The organism is Polaromonas sp. P4_F4 (assembly GCF_056401355.1).
On record NZ_JBFUJO010000010.1, the window covers coordinates 29,612 to 46,554 of the forward strand.

Sequence of the window (16,943 nt, forward strand, 5' to 3'; positions counted from 1 at the left end):
TTATGCTGATCCGCATTCTGGCCTTCCTGCTTGAGACATTTTTCTTCCTGCTGATCGCCGCCGCGCTCTTGCGCGCCTGGATGAACTGGGTGAGGGTCAACATGAGCGCGCAGCCGGGCCGCTTTGTCATGGCGGTGACGGACTGGCTGGTCAAGCCGATGCGGCGTGCGCTGCCCAAGGTGCTGACCCGGTCCCGGGTGGACTGGGCGAGTGTGCTGGCCGCCGCCTTGCTGGCGCTGGGCTACGCCCTGCTGTGGGGGCTGCTGTTTGGTGTGGTGCTTGGCGCGACCTCCTGGGCCTCTGCGTTGGGGCCCGCAGCCTTCCTGGGCCTGCTGGCGTTTGCGCTGAAGATGCTGATCCGGGTGGCGTTGCAGACGCTGTTTATTCTGGTACTGGGCTATGCCATCATGTCCTGGATCCAGCCTGGCTCACCGGCGTATGGCTTGCTGGCCCGCCTTGCCGAGCCGCTGTTAACGCCGCTGCGGCGTGTGATTCCTACCGTCGGTGGGCTGGACTTGTCAGCGCTGGTGCTGTTGCTAGTACTGCAAATCGGCTTGATGGTGCTGGTCTAGCGGGCGTTGCCCGCCAGCGCCGACGCAGTCAGCGTCACGCCCGGCCGGCGGGTGACCCATTCATCGGCCAGGTTTCCATGGGCAAACACCGCACAGCAGGCCGCCTCAAAAGGGCTTTGTCCACCTGCCATGGCGGCTCCGATCATGCCTGCCAGCACATCGCCGGTGCCCGCGGTGGCCAGCAAGGCGTTGCCGCTCGCGTTGATACAGGGTGGCTGGCCCGGCGCGGCGATGACACTGCCCGAGCCCTTGAGTACCACGGCACACTGAAACCGGCTGGCCAGTTGCCGGGTTGCCGCAAGGCGGTCTGCCTGCACCCCGGAAGTGGTCGTGCCTAGCAAACGCGCGGCCTCCAGCGGATGAGGCGTCAGCACCGTACTGTGCCCGCGGTAATGGCGTGCAGTCAGCAGGGTTTGCAGTTGTGGGTCCCCGGCAATCGCATTGAGCGCGTCGGCGTCCAGCACGACCCGCGGGGCGGCTGACAAAACCTTGGCCAGGACGGGTTTGACCGCTTCGCCCCCGCCGCACCCGCACACCACGACCTGCTGCTTCAGGTTCAGCGCTTCGGGGCTGCGGAACATGAGTTCTGGCTGCGCCGGATCGACATTCAGGGAGGTCTCACCGACGCCGGTGAGCAGAGCCACATACACCCGGCCGGCGCCCGCATGCAGTGCCGCTCGGGCGGCCAGCAGGGCAGCGCCCGTCATATGCCTGCCGGAGGCGGATTCACCACCCACGACGGCGACATCGCCAAAGCTGCCCTTGTGGCTGGCATGGGCCGCACCCGCTCGCGTTGATCGCGCTGCCCGATCCGCGCCCAGAAGCCAGGCGTCAGGCACTGCCGCCAGTGAGGGGTTGGCTGCAGCCCCCAGATCATCGAACCAGACCTGGCCGGCCAGGTCACGCCCGCTGGCGGTGAACAGGCCTGGCTTGAGTGTCAAAAGGCTCAAGGTGAAAAGATCATTTGCCGTGGCGAAATGCGAGCCTTGCGCTATTGGTTTTGTAGCGTTTGTGGTGCCCGTATCAGCATCCAGCCCGGTCGGTACATCCACGGCCAACCGCGGTGCGCCGCTGGCTTGCATCGCATCCAGCCATTGCTGCATCAAGCCCGTGCCCGCGCGAGCCGGCTCCAGCCGGGCGCCAATACCCAGCAGGGCATCGATGCAGAAATCAAAATCCTCCGGGGGCTGAGTCGACATCGGAACGCCCGCCGCAAGGGCCCGCTGGCGGGAGGCATCGGCATCCGGCGGCAGGCTGGTTTTTCCGGGTGGCAGACCGGTCCAGGTGACGACCACCGTCTTGCCCCACTGGTGCAGGTGCAGGGCGGCTTCGAAGCCGTCGCCACCGTTGTTGCCGGGTCCGCAGGCGATCCAGATGCGCCGCGCATGCGGAGCCAGCGCCAGTGCAAGGCGGGCCACCGCGAGGCCTGCCCGCTGCATCAGCGTGTGCGGGGGCAGGCCGGCCGCTGCGTGCAACTCAAGCTCGCGGGTGGCTGCCACGCTGTAAAGCGGCTGGCTGACGGCGCTGGTGATTTTCTGCATCGGATGGTGCATCGGATGATTGTGCGGTCTTATGGCGTTCGTGGTTGATACTTTCAGACAAAAGGAGTCGGCAAGGACGGGCGCTGGCCGTCCTGCGCTTTCAGCCCAGACGGCTGATGTCCAGCCCCTGCATGTCGATGTCTGCGGGCCTGCCTGCCATCAGGTCGGCCAGCGCCCGCGCACTGCCGCAGCTCAGTGCCCAGCCGCTGGAGCCATGGCCCAGGTTGAGCCAGAGGCCGGGAATGCCGCTGTCGCCGATGATGGGCGGGCCATCGGGCAGCATCGGCCTGGCGCCTTTCCATTCCTGCACGCTGGCCCCCTTGTTGGAGAGCTGGGCCGCACCGGGAAACCAGTCTTGCAGCACCTTGTACAAGGTCTGGATAGAGGAGGCTCGCTTGTGCTCGAGCGAGCCGCCGATTTCGGCACTGCCTGCCACGCGCACGCGGTTGCCCAGGCGGGAAATCGCCACCTTGTAGCGCTCGTCCATCAGCGCGCTGCGCGGCGCATTGAGCGGCTCGCGGATAGGCGCGCTGATGGAGTAGCCATAGACGGCAGTCATCGGAATGTTCAGGCCAAGCGGCCGAAGCAGCTCAGCGGAGGCCAGGCCGGCGCACATGACGACGGAGTCAAAGCGGTACGGTGTGTTGTCTCCTGCTATGAAAATCGTAGCTGGTTGGGTAGTATCCAGTCGGGCTACCGCAGTGTTGAATACGAAATCCACACCGATGCGCTGGGCTTCGTTCTTCAGCAGCAGGGCAAACTGCCGGCAATTGGCAACTTCATCGTCGGGCAGATGCACCGCGCCCAGAAAAGCGGTGTCAGGGTTGAGCGCGGGTTCGATCTGGCGCACCTCGTGAGCACCGATTTCCCTGAACGCCACGCCAGCCTCGCGCAGCATCTGCAGACCAGGCTGCACCAGCTTGCTGTCTTTTTCAGAGCGAAGCAGCACCATGTACCCGGGGCTGCCGTCGTATTCGAGCTTCAGTTCCTCCGTGAGCTGATGCAGCCTTTCGCGGCTGTAAAACGCCAGGCGCTGCAGCCGAGCGCGGTTGACCAGGTAGCTTTCCAGTTTGCAGGCGCGAGACCACTTCCACATCCAGGCGATGTCGCGGCGCGAAAGCGGCAGGCCGAGCTTGACGGGAGCGTGGCGGCTGAACAGGTAGCGGATGACCTTGCCCGGCATGCCGGGTGCGGCCCAGGGTGTGACATACCCCGGCGCTACGACACCGGCGTTGGCGAAGCTGGTTTCCTCCGCTGCGGCGCTCCGACGTTCAATAACGGTCACCTCGTGGCCGTCTGCCGCCAGTTCATAGGCGGTGGTGATGCCGATGATGCCGGCACCGATGACAGCCACCCTCATGCGGACATGCCGTGGGCAACACAGTTAATGGTGAGGGTGATGGGATGGCGGGAAATCTTGGTGTGCATTGTTTTATCGGTAAAGCGGGCTGCAAGCCCAATATAGCGGGGCCAGCCAGCGACTGTTTTTACTGTGAGCCAGCCAGGGCCGCTTCGACCTGCAGCGCCAGGTCCAGCAACGGGTCGTCGTGCAGCGCTGCGTGCCAGAGCATCAGGCCAACCGGCAATTGGCCGGGGGTGTGGCAGGGCAGCGAAATCGCGCAACCGTCGAGCATGTTGACCACGGCCGTATTGCGGAGCAAAAGCCCATTGACCCGGAAGAATTCCTCGTCATCGTGCAGCACGCTGGCGATCGCCGGCGCCACGAGGGGCACGGTGGGGGAGAGTACCGCGTCAAAGCCGCCCAGCCGGGCTTCCATGCGGACGATCCATTGCCGGCGGGCGGCGACAAGGTCAATGTAGTCGGCCGCGCTCATCTGGGCGCCGCGCAGGATGCGTAGCGCTACCCGGGGGTCGTACTCGGCCTGGTGCGCGGCGATCAGGGTCCGGTGCCAGGCATAGCTCTCGGCAGCAGAGAGGCCCCCGGTCGCATTGATGGCAGGCAGTTCGCTGATTTCTTCGAGTGCGATTTCCTCGATGCGCGCACCGGCCTGGCGCAGCACGCGCAGGCTCCGCTCGAACGCATTGGCGACGGTGCTGTCCAGGCCATCCTGCATTTGGGTGCGGGCCACCGCGAGCCGGCAGGCGGACAGGGGCTTGCCGGCCAGCCTCACGGCGCGCGCCGCCAGTACCTCATGCACGGTGACCGCGTCGCGTACCGAACGTGTCAAGGCGCATACCGTGTCCAGGCTGGTGGACAGCGGCAGGGCGCCGCTGGTTGGGACCAGACGCGCCGTGCTTTTAAAACCCACAATGCCGCACAGCGCCGCCGGGATGCGGATCGAACCGCCCGTATCCGACCCAAGCCCCACCATGGCCGCCCCGGTGGCAACCGACACGGCGGCGCCTGACGAGGAGCCGCCCGGGATCCGCTCTGTGGCGGCGTCTGCCGGATTGACAGGGGTGCCGTAATGCGGGTTGATGCCCACGCCCGAGAAGGCAAATTCCACCATATTGGTGCGGCCGGCAATCACGCCACCTGCCGCTCGCAGCCGCGCAACGGCGGGGCAGTCTTCAGCGGCGGGTGGGGTGTTGGCGAGCACGGTCGAGCCGGCGGCGGTGGTCTGGCCGGCCACGTCAAACAGGTCCTTGATCGACACGGGAATGCCGGCCAAGGGCAGAGCCGGCTCATTGAAGGCCGCTCCGACAGGCGAGGCCTGGGGTGTTTTGGCCGTCAAAAACGGGCTGGCTGCAAGGCTGCCCGGCATGAATACATGCCGGCAGACCTCGCTTTGGGCGATGCTGGCGGCGCGCTCGAGGATCTCCGGTGGGCTGGTCTGGCCCGTTCTCAGGGCGTGGCGCGTGACGTGAATGTCGGCGGGAAGAGCGCTGGAGGTGTGCATCTGGGTGAGTGGGTAAGAGGGCGGGGCAGGAGAGTGTTATACTCGACAGGCTTTGCAAATGACGATTTTGTTGTTCGCAAAGTCAATCGCAAATCAGCCACTCAAGGTGTTGCCCGGAAGATCTCGGAAAAAGAGGTATTACGGGCGATAAGCGCTGATTTTAGACACAACCTTTGGAGTTTTATATGTCGACAAGCATGCGTGAAATGCTGGAAGCTGGCGTCCACTTTGGTCACCAAACCCGCTTCTGGAATCCCAAGATGGCCCCCTACATTTTTGGCCATCGCAACCGTATTCACATCATCAACCTGGAAAAATCGCTGCCGATGTTCCAGGATGCGATGAAATTCGCCAAGCAGCTGTCCGCGAACCGCGGCACCATCCTGATGGTTGGCACCAAACGCCAGGCCCGCGAAATCGTCGCTACCGAGGCCAAGCGCGCCGGTGTTCCCTATGTTGACCAGCGTTGGCTGGGCGGCATGCTGACCAACTTCAAGACGGTCAAGACCTCGATCAAGCGCCTGAAAGAAATGAAGGCCCAGCAGGAAGCCGGCCTTGATTCCATCAGCAAAAAAGAGCAGCTCACCTTCAAGCGCGAAATTGAAAAGCTGGAAAAAGACATCGGCGGCATTCAGGACATGAACGCACTGCCGGACGCCATTTTCGTGATTGACGTGGGCTTCCACAAAATCGCGATCCTGGAAGCCAAGAAGCTGGGCATTCCCCTGATCGGCGTGGTTGACTCCAACCATTCCCCGATTGGCATCGACTACGTGATCCCCGGCAACGACGACTCGTCCAAGGCTGTGGCCCTGTATGCCCGCGGCATCGCCGATGCAATCCTCGAAGGCCGTGCCAACGCCGTCAACGACGTCGTCAAGGCGGTCTCCGCCGAGAGCTCTGATGAGTTTGTGGAAGTGGAAAACGCAGCGAACTGATAGTTTCGGCGCTGCGCCAGACGCGAAAAAGGGGCTCGCGTAGCCCCTTTTTCACAACTTAAGCATCAAAAAGGGCGTGGCTTTGTCGCCGCGCCCCTGTCAACACGACAAACGGAGAATCAAAATGGCAATTACTGCAAGCATGGTCGCTGAACTGCGCGCCAAAACCGACGCTCCCATGATGGAGTGCAAAAAAGCACTGACCGAAGCCGAAGGCAACTTCGAAAAAGCCGAAGAAATCCTGCGCGTCAAGCTGGGCAACAAGGCCGGCAAGGCCGCTTCCCGCGTGACTGCTGAAGGCGTGATCGCCTATCACAGCGAAGGAGGCATTGGTGCGCTGGTCGAGATCAATTGCGAAACCGACTTCGTGACCAAGAACGACAGCTTCCTGGCTTTTACCCAGGCCGTGGCTGAGGGCATCGTCAAGAACAATCCGGCTGATGTGGACGCCATTGGCGCCATGGCCCTGTCGCTCGACGGTTTTGGCCCGACGGTGGAAGACGTGCGCAAGGGCCTGATCGGCAAGATCGGCGAGAACATGAGCGTGCGCCGTTTCAAGCGTTTTGCCGGCAGCAAGCTGGCCTCTTACCTGCACGGCACGCGCATTGGCGTGGTGGTCGAGTTTGACGGTGACGAAACTGCCGCCAAGGACGTTGCCATGCATGTGGCCGCGATGAAGCCGGTGTCCCTGTCCAGCGCGGATGTTCCCGCTGACCTGGTCGCCAAGGAGCGTTCGGTGGCTGCTGCCAAGGCTGCTGAAGACGCGGCCAAGGCCCAGGCCGAAGGCAAGCCGGTTCAGTCCGCTGAAATTGTTGCCAAGCGTATCGATGGCGGCGTGCAGAAGTACCTGAAAGAAGTCAGCCTGTATAACCAGAGCTTCGTCAAGAACGACAAGCAGACGGTTGAGCAGATGCTCAAGGAGCGCGCCACCACGGTCAAGTCCTTCACGCTGTACGTGGTGGGCGAGGGCATCGAGAAAAAGGCGGACGACTTTGCTGCCGAAGTTGCGGCCCAGATAGCTGCAGCCAAAGCTGCCTAAGCAACTCAGCCCTGCCGGAAGGCCGCTAAACTTCAGATCAACCCAATTACGGAGAGCCTCACATGCCAGCCTACAAGCGGATCTTGTTAAAACTGTCAGGTGAGGCCTTGATGGGGGATGATGCCTTTGGCATCAACCGCGCCACCATCGTGCGCATGGTGGAAGAAATTGCCGAGGTTACCCGCATGGGTGTCCAGGTGGCGGTGGTGATCGGCGGCGGCAACATCTTCCGTGGCGTTGCGGGTGGCTCGGTCGGCATGGATCGGGCGACGGCAGACTACATGGGCATGCTGGCGACCGTGATGAACGCGCTGGCTCTGGGCGACACCATGGACAAGGCGGGCCTGATTGCCCGCGTCATGTCGGCCATTGGCATCGAGCGCGTGGTCGAGCCCTATGTGCGCCCCAAAGCGCTGCAGTACCTGGAAGAAGGCAAGGTCGTCATTTTCGCAGCCGGCACGGGCAACCCTTTCTTTACGACCGACACGGCCGCTGCGCTGCGCGGCGCCGAAATTGGGGCTGAAATCGTCCTGAAGGCGACCAAGGTCGATGGCGTGTATACGGCAGATCCGAAGAAGGATCCACGGGCCACGCGCTACACCAACATCACTTTCGATGAGGCGATGGGCAAGAACCTCGAAGTCATGGACGCTACAGCGTTTGCCCTGTGCCGCGACCAGAAGCTGCCGATCAAGGTTTTCAGTATTTTCAAGCACGGAGCGCTCAAACGCGTGGTGCAGGGTGAGGACGAAGGAACCCTGGTTCACGTTTGATCCCGGCTCCCCCGGCCATCGGCCGTGTTTTCATACTTCTTGGACTTTTTGCAGATAACAATCCGGAGATTCGACCATGAGCATTGTTGAAGTGAAGCAGAATGCAGAGCAAAAAATGCAGCAGTCGGTGGATTCGTTCAAAAACAGCCTGACGAAAATCCGCACCGGCCGCGCCAACCCTGGCTTGCTGGACACCGTTCATGTGGACTACTACGGCTCCATGGTGCCCATCAGCCAGGTGGCCAATGTGTCCCTGCTGGATGCCCGCACCATCAGCGTTTCGCCATGGGAAAAAGGCATGGGTGCCAAAATCGAAAAGGCCATCCGCGACTCAGACCTCGGACTCAACCCTGCGGCGCAGGGCGACCTGATTCGCGTACCCATGCCGGCCATGACCGAAGAGCGACGCAAGGAGCTCACCAAAGTCGTGAGGGCAGAGGGCGAGCACGCCAAGGTGGCCGTTCGCAACTTGCGCAGGGATGCCAATGAGGGCGTCAAGAAACTGCTCAAGGAAAAACTGGTGTCGGAAGATGACGAGCGCCGCGCGCAGGATGAAATCCAGAAGTTCACCGACCGTTTCATTGCCGAGGTTGACAAACTGGTCGCCGGCAAGGAACAAGACATCATGGCGGTTTGACACCATCGTGTCTGGCCTGAATTGACCATGGCCATCCCCCCTCCCACTGTTCCGCACCACGTGGCCATCGTCATGGATGGCAATGGCCGCTGGGCGACCAAACGGTTTTTGCCGCGTATCGCCGGGCACAAGCAGGGTGTAGATTCGCTGAGCCGTTGTGTCCGCGCCTGCCTGGAGCGCGGCATTGCCGTGCTGACGGTTTTTGCGTTTTCATCGGAAAACTGGAACCGGCCGTTCGAGGAAGTGTCCAGCCTGATGGAACTGCTGGTCCTGTCCTTGTCCCGTGAGGTTCCCAATCTGAACGCCAACGGGGTGCGGCTGCATTTCGTGGGAGACCGCCAGCGGCTCTCGGAAAAAGTTCAGGCCGGGCTGGCCCAGGCCGAACACCTGACTTCGGGCAACCATCGCCTGATTTTCAACGTGTGCTTCAACTATGGCGGGCGCTGGGACATCGCGCAGGCGGCGCAAAAGCTGGCCAGCAGGGGAGAGCCGATCACCGAGCTCGCACTGGACCGCGCCATGGCGCTGGCTCATGTGCCTGATCCCGACCTGCTGATTCGCACGGGCGGCGAGTTGCGTATCAGCAATTTTCTGCTGTGGCAGGCTGCGTACTCCGAACTGCATTTTTCGGACAAGCTCTGGCCTGAGTTTGATGAAGCTGCGCTAGACGAAGCGATTGCTGTTTTTCGCACCCGTGAGCGCCGTTTTGGCCAGACTTCGGCGCAGGTCAGCGGGAGCGGCAAAAAAACCACTCCAAAGGCCGCCTGATGCTCAAGCAGCGTGTGATCACGGCAATTGTCCTGCTGGCCATCTTGTTGCCCGCGCTTTTCTACCAGACACCCGTACCTTTTAGCGTTGTGGCACTGGCGCTGATGGCCGCCGGCGCCTGGGAGTGGGGCCGTCTGAATGCGTTGGGGCAGGGCGGCTCGGTGGGGCTTGCGGCGCTGTGTGTGCTGGCCTGCGGGCTATCCTGGTACGGCGGCCTGCTCGATAAACCTTTGCCCCTGCTGTGGGCCGCCGCGGGTGCGGCCTGGGTGCTGGCCGGTGCCTGGCTGTTGCGCAATGGTGTGGCTGGCTGGCCCCGCATCCCGATGGCCGTGCGCCTGGTGGGTGGCTTGCTGGCGCTCTGGCTGGCCTGGCTGGCAGTGGCCCAGGCCCGTGTGATCGGTGTCAATTTTCTGCTGTCGGTGCTGCTGCTGGTTTGGGTAGCCGATATCTTTGCCTATTTTGCGGGGCGCACTTTTGGCGGCAAGTTCAGCAAGGGCAAGCTGGCGCCTTCCATCAGCCCCGGCAAAAGCTGGGAGGGCGTTTGGGGCGGCATGGCGGGTGTGGTGGCCTTGTCGCTGGCCTGGGTGACCTTGGGTGCCTCAGGTGCTGGCGCTGGTCAGACGCTGTATGCCCGCCTGATGGAACGCCATGGCATCATGGTGATGCTGCTGGCGGTGGTTTTTCTGGCGGCCATGAGCGTGGTGGGCGACCTGGTCGAGTCGCTGATCAAGCGCAGTGCGGGCGTGAAGGACTCCAGCGCCTTGCTGCCTGGCCACGGAGGGGTGCTGGATCGTGTCGATGCCCTGTTGCCGACCCTGCCGCTGGCCATGATGTTGGCCACTCTTTAGGCTTGTTGCATGTCTTTCAAAAAGCAGCGTATCACTGTTCTGGGCTCAACCGGCTCCATTGGCGTCAACACGCTTGACGTGATTGCCAGCCATCCGGAGCGCTTTGAGGTGTTTGCGCTCAGTGCGGCGACCCAGACCGACCTGATGCTGGCGCAGTGCATGCAGTTCAGGCCGCAGTATGCCGTCATGGTGAGCGAGCCACATGCCCACCTGCTGGCTGAAAAGGTCAAGGACAATCAGCTTCCCGTCCAGGTTTTATGGGCGCCGGATGCTCTGGACATGATAGCGTCCCATGAGTTGGTGGACACCGTGATGGCCGCCATTGTGGGTGCGGCCGGCCTGGCGCCCTGTATGGCCGCCGCCAGGGCGGGCAAGCGCCTCTTGCTGGCCAACAAGGAAGCGCTCGTGGTCGGTGGCGAAGTGTTCATGCAGGCGGTTCGCGCGGGCGGCGCGCAGCTGTTGCCCATCGACAGCGAACATTCGGCCATTTTCCAGTCGCTGCCGGAAGATCCGGCCAGCTGGCCGCAACGCGTCGAGAAAATCATCCTGACCGCGTCCGGCGGGCCTTTCCGGACGCGGGAGCCGGGCAGCCTGCGGCACGTGACGCCCGATGAGGCGTGCGCGCACCCGAACTGGGTGATGGGACGCAAGATATCTGTTGATTCCGCGACCATGATGAACAAGGCCCTGGAGGTCATCGAAGCCAAGTACCTGTTCGGCCTGACACCGCAGCAGATCGAGGTGGTGATCCATCCTCAAAGCATTATTCACTCCATGGTGCAGTACCGCGATACGTCGGTCGTGGCGCAACTGGGAACGCCTGACATGCGGGTGCCGATCGCCTATGGCCTTGCCTGGCCGGACCGCATCACGTCGGGTGCCCGGGCGCTGGATTTCACCACCCTGGCGACCATGACTTTTGAGGTGCCCGACCATGAGCGGTTTCCGGGGCTGCCGCTGGCCTGGGAGGTCCTCAATGCACCGGTGGGCAGTACGGCGGTGCTCAATGCGGCCAATGAGGTGGCGGTGGCCGCGTTCTTGGACCGGCGGATCCGCTTTGACCACATCCACCATGTAAATCATGCAACTTTGGATGCCGTGGCGGTCTCAGACGTGAACGATATCGAGGGATTGCTGGCGCTGGACGCGCGGGCGCGCCTTGTTGCCGGTCAAATCATTGAACGTCTGGAGCCATGACATGTTGACGCTGCTTGCCTTTGTAGTCGCTCTTGGCATCCTGATCACCGTGCATGAATACGGTCACTACCGGGTGGCCGTAGCCTGCGGCATCAAGGTGCTGAAGTTTTCCATCGGCTTTGGCAAGCCCATCTACACCTGGCGGCTCAAAAACAAGCCCACGGAATTTGCGATAGGCATGCTGCCGCTGGGCGGCTACGTCAAGATGCTCGATGAGCGCGAGGCCCCGGTTGATCCGGCCGAACGCCATCTCGCCTTCAACACCCAGCCCCTGAAGGCCCGCGCGGCTGTCGTGGCCGCCGGTCCTGCTGCCAATCTGCTGCTGGCCGTGCTGATTTACGCCATCGTCAACTGGAGCGGCTTGCAGGAGCCCAAGGCCGTTCTCGCCAGTCCCGTGGCGGGTTCCCTGGCCGAACGGGCCGGGCTGCGCGGTTTCGAGACCGTCCAGCAGGCCGCTTTTGAGGGCGATGAGTTGCAGACGGTCCGCTCTTTTGAGGACCTTCGCTGGCGGCTTACGCAGGGTGCGCTGGACGGACGCGATCTGCAGCTGGTGCTGGGAAACGAGGCGGGCACCTCGTCACGTACTGTCATGCTGGAGCTCAGCAAGCTCGATGCGGCCGAGGCCGATACCCAGCTATTCCGGAAGATCGGCATTCTGGGACCGTGGACGCGCCCTGTGATCGGCCAGGTCATGGACGGCGGCGCGGCGCAAAAAGCCGGTCTGCGGGCGGGTGACGTGGTCCTGCGCGTGGGAGATACCGCCATTGTGGACGGACAGCAGCTGCGCGAGGCCATACGGGGCTCTGCGTGGTCCTCCAGAGGCAACGCCCCGGCAATTGCACCGCAGGACTGGCAAATCCAGCGCGCCGGCCAGACGCTGGTGCTGCAGGTCACCCCCGAGATCAAGCGGGAGGGTGGGGCAGCGGTTGCGCGAATAGGTGCTTATGTGGGGAGCCCCCCCGAATTTGTGACGGTGCGCTATGGGCCGCTCGACGGTTTGTGGCAGGGCGTTGTTCGCACCTGGGAAGTGTCCCTGCTCACGCTCAAGATGATGTGGAAAATGGTGATCGGCGAAGCCTCGCTCAAAAATCTGAGCGGGCCGTTAACCATTGCGGATTACGCCGGCAAGTCGGCCAGCCTGGGCTGGAGCGCCTACCTGCTGTTTCTGGCGCTGATCAGCGTGAGTTTGGGCGTCCTGAATCTGCTGCCGCTGCCGGTTCTGGATGGTGGGCACCTGATGTATTATCTTTGGGAGGGGATTACGGGTCGAGGCGTGTCTGATGCCTGGATGGACCGGCTGCAACGCGGTGGCGTTGCGATCCTGTTGGGCATGATGTGTATTGCCCTTTTTAACGATGTCACCCGGTTGTTGGGCTAACACCAGGGCCCAGGCCAATTTCATACATTTCATGCAAAAACAATTAAATAAATTCAAAATTCGCGCGGTCTGTGCCATTGCCGCTGGTTTGTTTGCTGTCAATGCCGCCTGGGCCGTTGATCCATTCACGGTTCGTGATATTAGAGTTGAAGGTTTGCAGCGCGTTGAACCTGGAACGATTTTTGCCTCGCTTCCCTTTCGTGTCGGTGAAACCTATAACGACGAAAAAGGCTCCACGGCCATTCGTGCGTTGTTCGGACTCGGCCTGTTCAAGGATGTGCGGCTCGAAGTCAACGGCGACGTGCTGGTCGTTATTGTTGAAGAACGTCCTACGGTGGCCGATGTTGACTTCGTCGGCACCAAGGAGTTCGACAAGGAAGCGCTTAAAAAGGCGCTTCGCGATGTTGGCATTGCCGATGGCCAGCCTTTCGACAAGGCCCTTGCGGACAAGGCCGAGCAGGAACTCAAGCGCCAGTACATCAACAAGAGTCTGTATGGCGCGGAGGTGGTCACCACGGTGACACCGATCGAACGCAACCGCGTGAACCTGACTTTCAGCGTCGTCGAAGGCGACGTGGCAAAAATCAAGGAAATCCACATCACCGGCAACAAGGCGTTCAGCGAGTCCACCCTGCTGGGCCTGTTTGACCTTGATACCGGCGGCTGGCTCAGCTGGTATACCAAATCCGACCGTTATTCCCGGGCCAAGCTCAATGCGGATATTGAAACACTGCGCTCCTACTATCTGTCGCGCGGTTACCTTGAGTTCAAGGTCGATTCAACCCAGGTTGCAATCTCTCCAGACAAGCAAAGCATCGCGGTCACCGTCAACATCACCGAGGGTGAACGCTTCGTGGTCTCCAGCGTGAAACTTGAGGGTGATTACCTGGGCAAGGAAGAAGAATTCAAATCCCTGGTCACCATCAAGCCGGCAGAAGCCTACAACGCCGATGCCGTGGCCGAGACCAAGAAGGCCTTTATCGATTATTTCGGTACGTTCGGATTTGCCTTTGCCAGGGTTGAAGCCGTGCCTGAAATTGACCGGGTCAATAATCGCGTGGCTTTCGTGCTGCAGGCGGAGCCGTCCCGCCGGGCCTATGTGCGGCGCGTGAATGTGTCGGGCAACAACCGCACGCGCGATGAGGTGGTGCGCAGGGAGTTTCGCCAGTTTGAGTCTTCCTGGTATGACGGTGACAAAATCCGCCTGTCGCGTGATCGCGTTGACCGCCTGGGCTTTTTCAATGAGGTGAATATCGATACCCAGGAAGTGACGGGTACGGCCGACCAGGTTGATGTCAATGTTTCCGTGGTTGAAAAACCCACCGGCAACCTGCAGCTTGGCGCGGGCTATTCAAGCGCCGACAGCGTTTCCCTGCTGTTCGGCATCAAGCAGGAAAACGTTTTTGGCTCGGGCAACTACCTGGGTATTGAAGTCAATACCAGCAAGTCAAATCGCCAGATGGTCCTGAGCACCATCGACCCGTATTTCACGGCCGATGGCATCTCCCGCACCATTGACGTGTACGACCGCACGTCCAAGCCGCTGTCCGGCCAGGGCGGTGACTACAGCCTGAAGACGAGGGGCGCAAGCATTCGTTTCGGTGTTCCCTTCACCGAGAACGACACGGTTTATTTCGGCAGTGGTTTCGAGGCCCTGACGATCGTGCCGGGAACCAACCTTCCCGTGAGCTACCAGACCTATGCCAATCAGTTCGGCTTCAAGAGCAACTCCATTCCCCTGACGGTCGGCTGGTCGCGTGACAACCGTGACAGCGCACTGGTGCCCACTTCGGGCCGGTTCCAGCGTTTGTATGGGGATTGGGGTGTTGCGGGCGACATCAAGTTTGCGCGCGCCAATTACCAGGTTCAGCAGTACATTCCGCTGAACAAGCAATTCACGGTCGCGCTGAATGGCGAGTTGGGCTGGGGCAAAGGCCTCAGCGGACAGCCTTACCCGCTTTTCAAGAACTACTACTCGGGTGGCCTGGGATCGGTGCGCGGGTTTGAGCAGAGCTCCCTGGGCCCCCGTGATGCCTCGGATCTGGCGACGGGCGGTCCGAAAAAACTGACGCTCAATGCCGAGCTTATTGCGCCATTCCCGGGCGCCGGAAACGACCGCACGCTGCGTCTTTACGGTTTTGTCGATGCGGGCAACGTATTCGGCGAAAAAGAGAGCTATCGCGTCAATGACCTGAGGGCTTCTGCCGGCATCGGCATCAGCTGGATTTCTCCGGTGGGCCCCCTGCGTATTGCCTATGCCATGCCAATACGCAAGATGGCAGGCGATAGAATAGAACGGTTGCAATTCCAAATTGGTACATCTTTCTAATGAAGCATTTTTCAACCAAAATTTTCCTGGGCTGCATGATCGCATTGGCGGGGTTTTCCGCCAGTGCGCAGGAGTTCAAGGTTGGGGTTGTCAATCTGGACAGGATTTTCCGCGAAGCGAATTCCGCCAAGGCCGCCCAGACCAAACTGGAGCAGGAGTTCAGCAAGCGCGAGAAAGAGCTGAACGACAGCGCCACGCAGCTGAAAACCCTGTCGGACAAGTTTGAACGCGAGGCGCCCACGCTGGCCGAGAGCCAGCGCAACACCCGGCAAAAGCAGCTGGTCGACCAGGACCGGGATTTCCAGCGCAAGCGCCGCGAGTTCCAGGAAGACCTGAACGCCCGCAAGAACGAAGAACTGCAGCAAGTGATCGAGCGTGCCAACAAGGTGGTCAAAACACTGGCTGAAACTGAAAAGTACGACCTGATCCTTCAGGAGTCGGTGTACGTCAATCCAAAGCACGATATCACCGACAAGGTGATCAAGGCGCTGAACGCTTCCCGTTAACTGCGGGGTGTGTTCACCACCAGCATCGTTGTGAAAATGGCAGGCGCAGTGTGACGCTCCGTCTTGCCGATATTGTTCAGTCGCTGGCCGCAACGGCACCTGCCGAGCTGATTGGCAGTCCTGATGTGGAGATCGAGAAGCTCTCCACGCTGGACGCCGCCGGCCCCCGCGACCTGAGTTTTCTCAGCCACCCCAAATATGTCGCCAAACTCGCGCAGTCGGCTGCCGCCTGCGTAGTAGTGGCTCCCGCTGCCCGGGAAGCCGCGATCCGTCGTGGCGCCTGCATCGTGGTGGACGATCCTTACCATTACTTCGCGCTGATCACCCAGCTCTGGAAGCGCCGGCACGGGTCGCAGGCCGCGCCGCACATTCATCCCAGCGCGTTTATCGATCCTGCGGCCACTCTCGCGCCGGGTGTTTCGGTGGGTGCGTTTGCCTGCATCTCCGCCGGCGCCGTGGTCGGGGCGGGCGCGCGCATAGCGGAGCATTGCGTCATTGGGCAGCATGTGCATATTGGCGCTGAAAGTCGGCTGTCGGCCCGCGTGACAGTGGCAGATGGCTGCCACATTGGCGAGCGTTGCATCGTGCATCCCGGTGCGGTGATCGGTGCGGATGGTTTTGGCTTCGCACCGCATGAAGGCCAATGGGTCAAGATCGAGCAGCTTGGTGCCGTGAAGATCGGCAATGATGTCGAGATCGGCGCCAACACCTGTATTGATCGGGGAGCCTTGCAAGATACGGTGCTGGAAGACGGCGTCAAGCTTGATAACCTGGTGCAGATTGGCCATAACGTGCGGATCGGCAAGCATACCGCCATGGCCGGTTGTGCCGGTGTGGCGGGCAGCGCCACCATCGGCGCGCATTGCACGGTAGGCGGAGGCGCCATTGTGCTGGGCCACCTGAGCCTGGCTGATCACGTGCATATTTCGGCAGCGTCTGTCGTGACGCGCTCCATTTTGAAGCCCGGTCATTACACCGGCCTCTTTCCTATCGACGACAATACCGCGTGGGAAAAAAATGCTGCCACGCTCAAGCAGCTTCACGTCTTGCGGGAAAGACTCAAACAGGCAGAAAAATCGCTGTCGAACATTCAAGAAAAATCATGATGGATATTCACCAAATTCTCAAGCAGCTGCCGCACCGTTACCCTATTCTGCTGGTCGACCGTGTGCTCGAAATCGAAAAGGGAAAGAGAATCAAGGCCCTCAAGAACGTCACGATGAACGAGCCGTTTTTCATGGGGCACTTCCCTCACCACCCCGTGATGCCGGGTGTGCTGATGCTTGAAGCCATGGCACAGGCCGCTGCCCTGCTGGCGTTCGAAACCCTGGGTGTGACGCCGGACGACAAGACGGTGTACTACTTTGCCGGCATTGATGGCGCGCGCTTCAAGCGGCCGGTCGAGCCCGGTGACCAGCTCATCATGGATGTGACGCTGGACCGCATGAAGGCCGGCATTTTCAAATTCAAGGGTGTGACGCGCGTGGGTGAGGCCATCGCCTGCGAGGCCGAGTTGATGTGCACCATGCGCACCATTGCCTGAAGGTGGCTTGAAA

Annotated in this window: 16 protein-coding genes; 13 read left to right on the forward strand and 3 right to left on the reverse strand. The window is 61.3% G+C overall.

The window, feature by feature from the left end; translation table 11 throughout:
• Positions 1 to 2: 2 nt before the first annotated feature.
• On the forward strand, positions 3 to 572 hold the full coding sequence (locus AC1DUR_RS12410) for a YggT family protein (RefSeq protein ID WP_477718029.1): 570 nt from the start codon (positions 3 to 5) through the stop codon (positions 570 to 572).
• On the opposite strand, the gene AC1DUR_RS12415 is transcribed toward AC1DUR_RS12410, so the two are convergent.
• The 3 genes from AC1DUR_RS12415 to AC1DUR_RS12425 all read right to left on the reverse strand — a co-directional run bounded on the left by AC1DUR_RS12415 (position 569) and on the right by AC1DUR_RS12425 (position 4,974).
• Entirely contained in the window at positions 569 to 2,113 is a 1,545-nt protein-coding gene (locus AC1DUR_RS12415; RefSeq protein WP_477718030.1) for an NAD(P)H-hydrate dehydratase, read from the reverse strand. The genes AC1DUR_RS12410 and AC1DUR_RS12415 overlap by 4 nt on opposite strands.
• A 100-nt stretch (positions 2,114 to 2,213) precedes the next feature.
• The gene (locus AC1DUR_RS12420; protein ID WP_477718031.1) at positions 2,214 to 3,473 is read right to left on the reverse strand and encodes a D-amino acid dehydrogenase; all 1,260 of its coding nucleotides are present in this window, start codon (positions 3,471 to 3,473) and stop codon (positions 2,214 to 2,216) included.
• 127 nt (positions 3,474 to 3,600) lie between these two features.
• Positions 3,601 to 4,974, reverse strand: coding sequence for an amidase (locus AC1DUR_RS12425; protein ID WP_477718032.1), 1,374 nt, complete (start codon positions 4,972 to 4,974; stop codon positions 3,601 to 3,603).
• Positions 4,975 to 5,159: 185 nt separating this feature from the next.
• Between AC1DUR_RS12425 and rpsB the strand changes: the two genes are divergently transcribed.
• From rpsB to fabZ, 12 genes are all read left to right on the forward strand, one after another.
• Positions 5,160 to 5,912, forward strand: a complete 753-nt coding sequence (gene rpsB, locus AC1DUR_RS12430; RefSeq protein ID WP_011483609.1) for a 30S ribosomal protein S2 — start codon at positions 5,160 to 5,162, stop codon at positions 5,910 to 5,912.
• Between the two features lie 124 nt (positions 5,913 to 6,036).
• Entirely contained in the window at positions 6,037 to 6,951 is a 915-nt protein-coding gene (tsf, locus tag AC1DUR_RS12435) for a translation elongation factor Ts (protein ID WP_477718033.1), read from the forward strand.
• Positions 6,952 to 7,013: 62 nt separating this feature from the next.
• Complete coding sequence (gene pyrH, locus AC1DUR_RS12440; protein WP_477718034.1) at positions 7,014 to 7,724, forward strand: UMP kinase; 711 nt, start codon at positions 7,014 to 7,016, stop codon at positions 7,722 to 7,724.
• 76 nt (positions 7,725 to 7,800) lie between these two features.
• Positions 7,801 to 8,361, forward strand: a complete 561-nt coding sequence (gene frr, locus AC1DUR_RS12445; RefSeq protein WP_011483606.1) for a ribosome recycling factor — start codon at positions 7,801 to 7,803, stop codon at positions 8,359 to 8,361.
• A gap of 27 nt (positions 8,362 to 8,388) precedes the next feature.
• Positions 8,389 to 9,129 carry a polyprenyl diphosphate synthase gene (gene uppS / locus AC1DUR_RS12450; protein ID WP_477718035.1) on the forward strand — a complete coding sequence of 247 codons (741 nt, stop codon included), beginning with the start codon at positions 8,389 to 8,391 and terminating at the stop codon, positions 9,127 to 9,129.
• On the forward strand, positions 9,129 to 9,977 hold the full coding sequence (locus AC1DUR_RS12455) for a phosphatidate cytidylyltransferase (RefSeq protein ID WP_477718036.1): 849 nt from the start codon (positions 9,129 to 9,131) through the stop codon (positions 9,975 to 9,977). Before uppS ends, AC1DUR_RS12455 begins: the two co-directional genes overlap by 1 nt.
• A gap of 9 nt (positions 9,978 to 9,986) precedes the next feature.
• A complete protein-coding gene (ispC, locus tag AC1DUR_RS12460; RefSeq protein WP_477718037.1) occupies positions 9,987 to 11,174 on the forward strand; it encodes a 1-deoxy-D-xylulose-5-phosphate reductoisomerase in 1,188 nt (395 codons plus the stop codon).
• Between the two features lies 1 nt (position 11,175).
• On the forward strand, positions 11,176 to 12,552 hold the full coding sequence (gene rseP, locus AC1DUR_RS12465) for an RIP metalloprotease RseP (protein ID WP_477718038.1): 1,377 nt from the start codon (positions 11,176 to 11,178) through the stop codon (positions 12,550 to 12,552).
• Between the two features lie 31 nt (positions 12,553 to 12,583).
• Positions 12,584 to 14,881 carry an outer membrane protein assembly factor BamA gene (bamA, locus tag AC1DUR_RS12470; protein ID WP_477718039.1) on the forward strand — a complete coding sequence of 766 codons (2,298 nt, stop codon included), beginning with the start codon at positions 12,584 to 12,586 and terminating at the stop codon, positions 14,879 to 14,881.
• Entirely contained in the window at positions 14,881 to 15,387 is a 507-nt protein-coding gene (locus tag AC1DUR_RS12475) for an OmpH/Skp family outer membrane protein (RefSeq protein ID WP_477718040.1), read from the forward strand. Before bamA ends, AC1DUR_RS12475 begins: the two co-directional genes overlap by 1 nt.
• Positions 15,388 to 15,437: 50 nt before the next feature.
• Positions 15,438 to 16,493, forward strand: coding sequence for a UDP-3-O-(3-hydroxymyristoyl)glucosamine N-acyltransferase (gene lpxD, locus AC1DUR_RS12480; protein WP_477718041.1), 1,056 nt, complete (start codon positions 15,438 to 15,440; stop codon positions 16,491 to 16,493).
• On the forward strand, positions 16,490 to 16,930 hold the full coding sequence (fabZ, locus tag AC1DUR_RS12485) for a 3-hydroxyacyl-ACP dehydratase FabZ (protein WP_477718042.1): 441 nt from the start codon (positions 16,490 to 16,492) through the stop codon (positions 16,928 to 16,930). The genes lpxD and fabZ overlap by 4 nt, the downstream gene beginning before the upstream one ends.
• Positions 16,931 to 16,943: the final 13 nt, after the last annotated feature.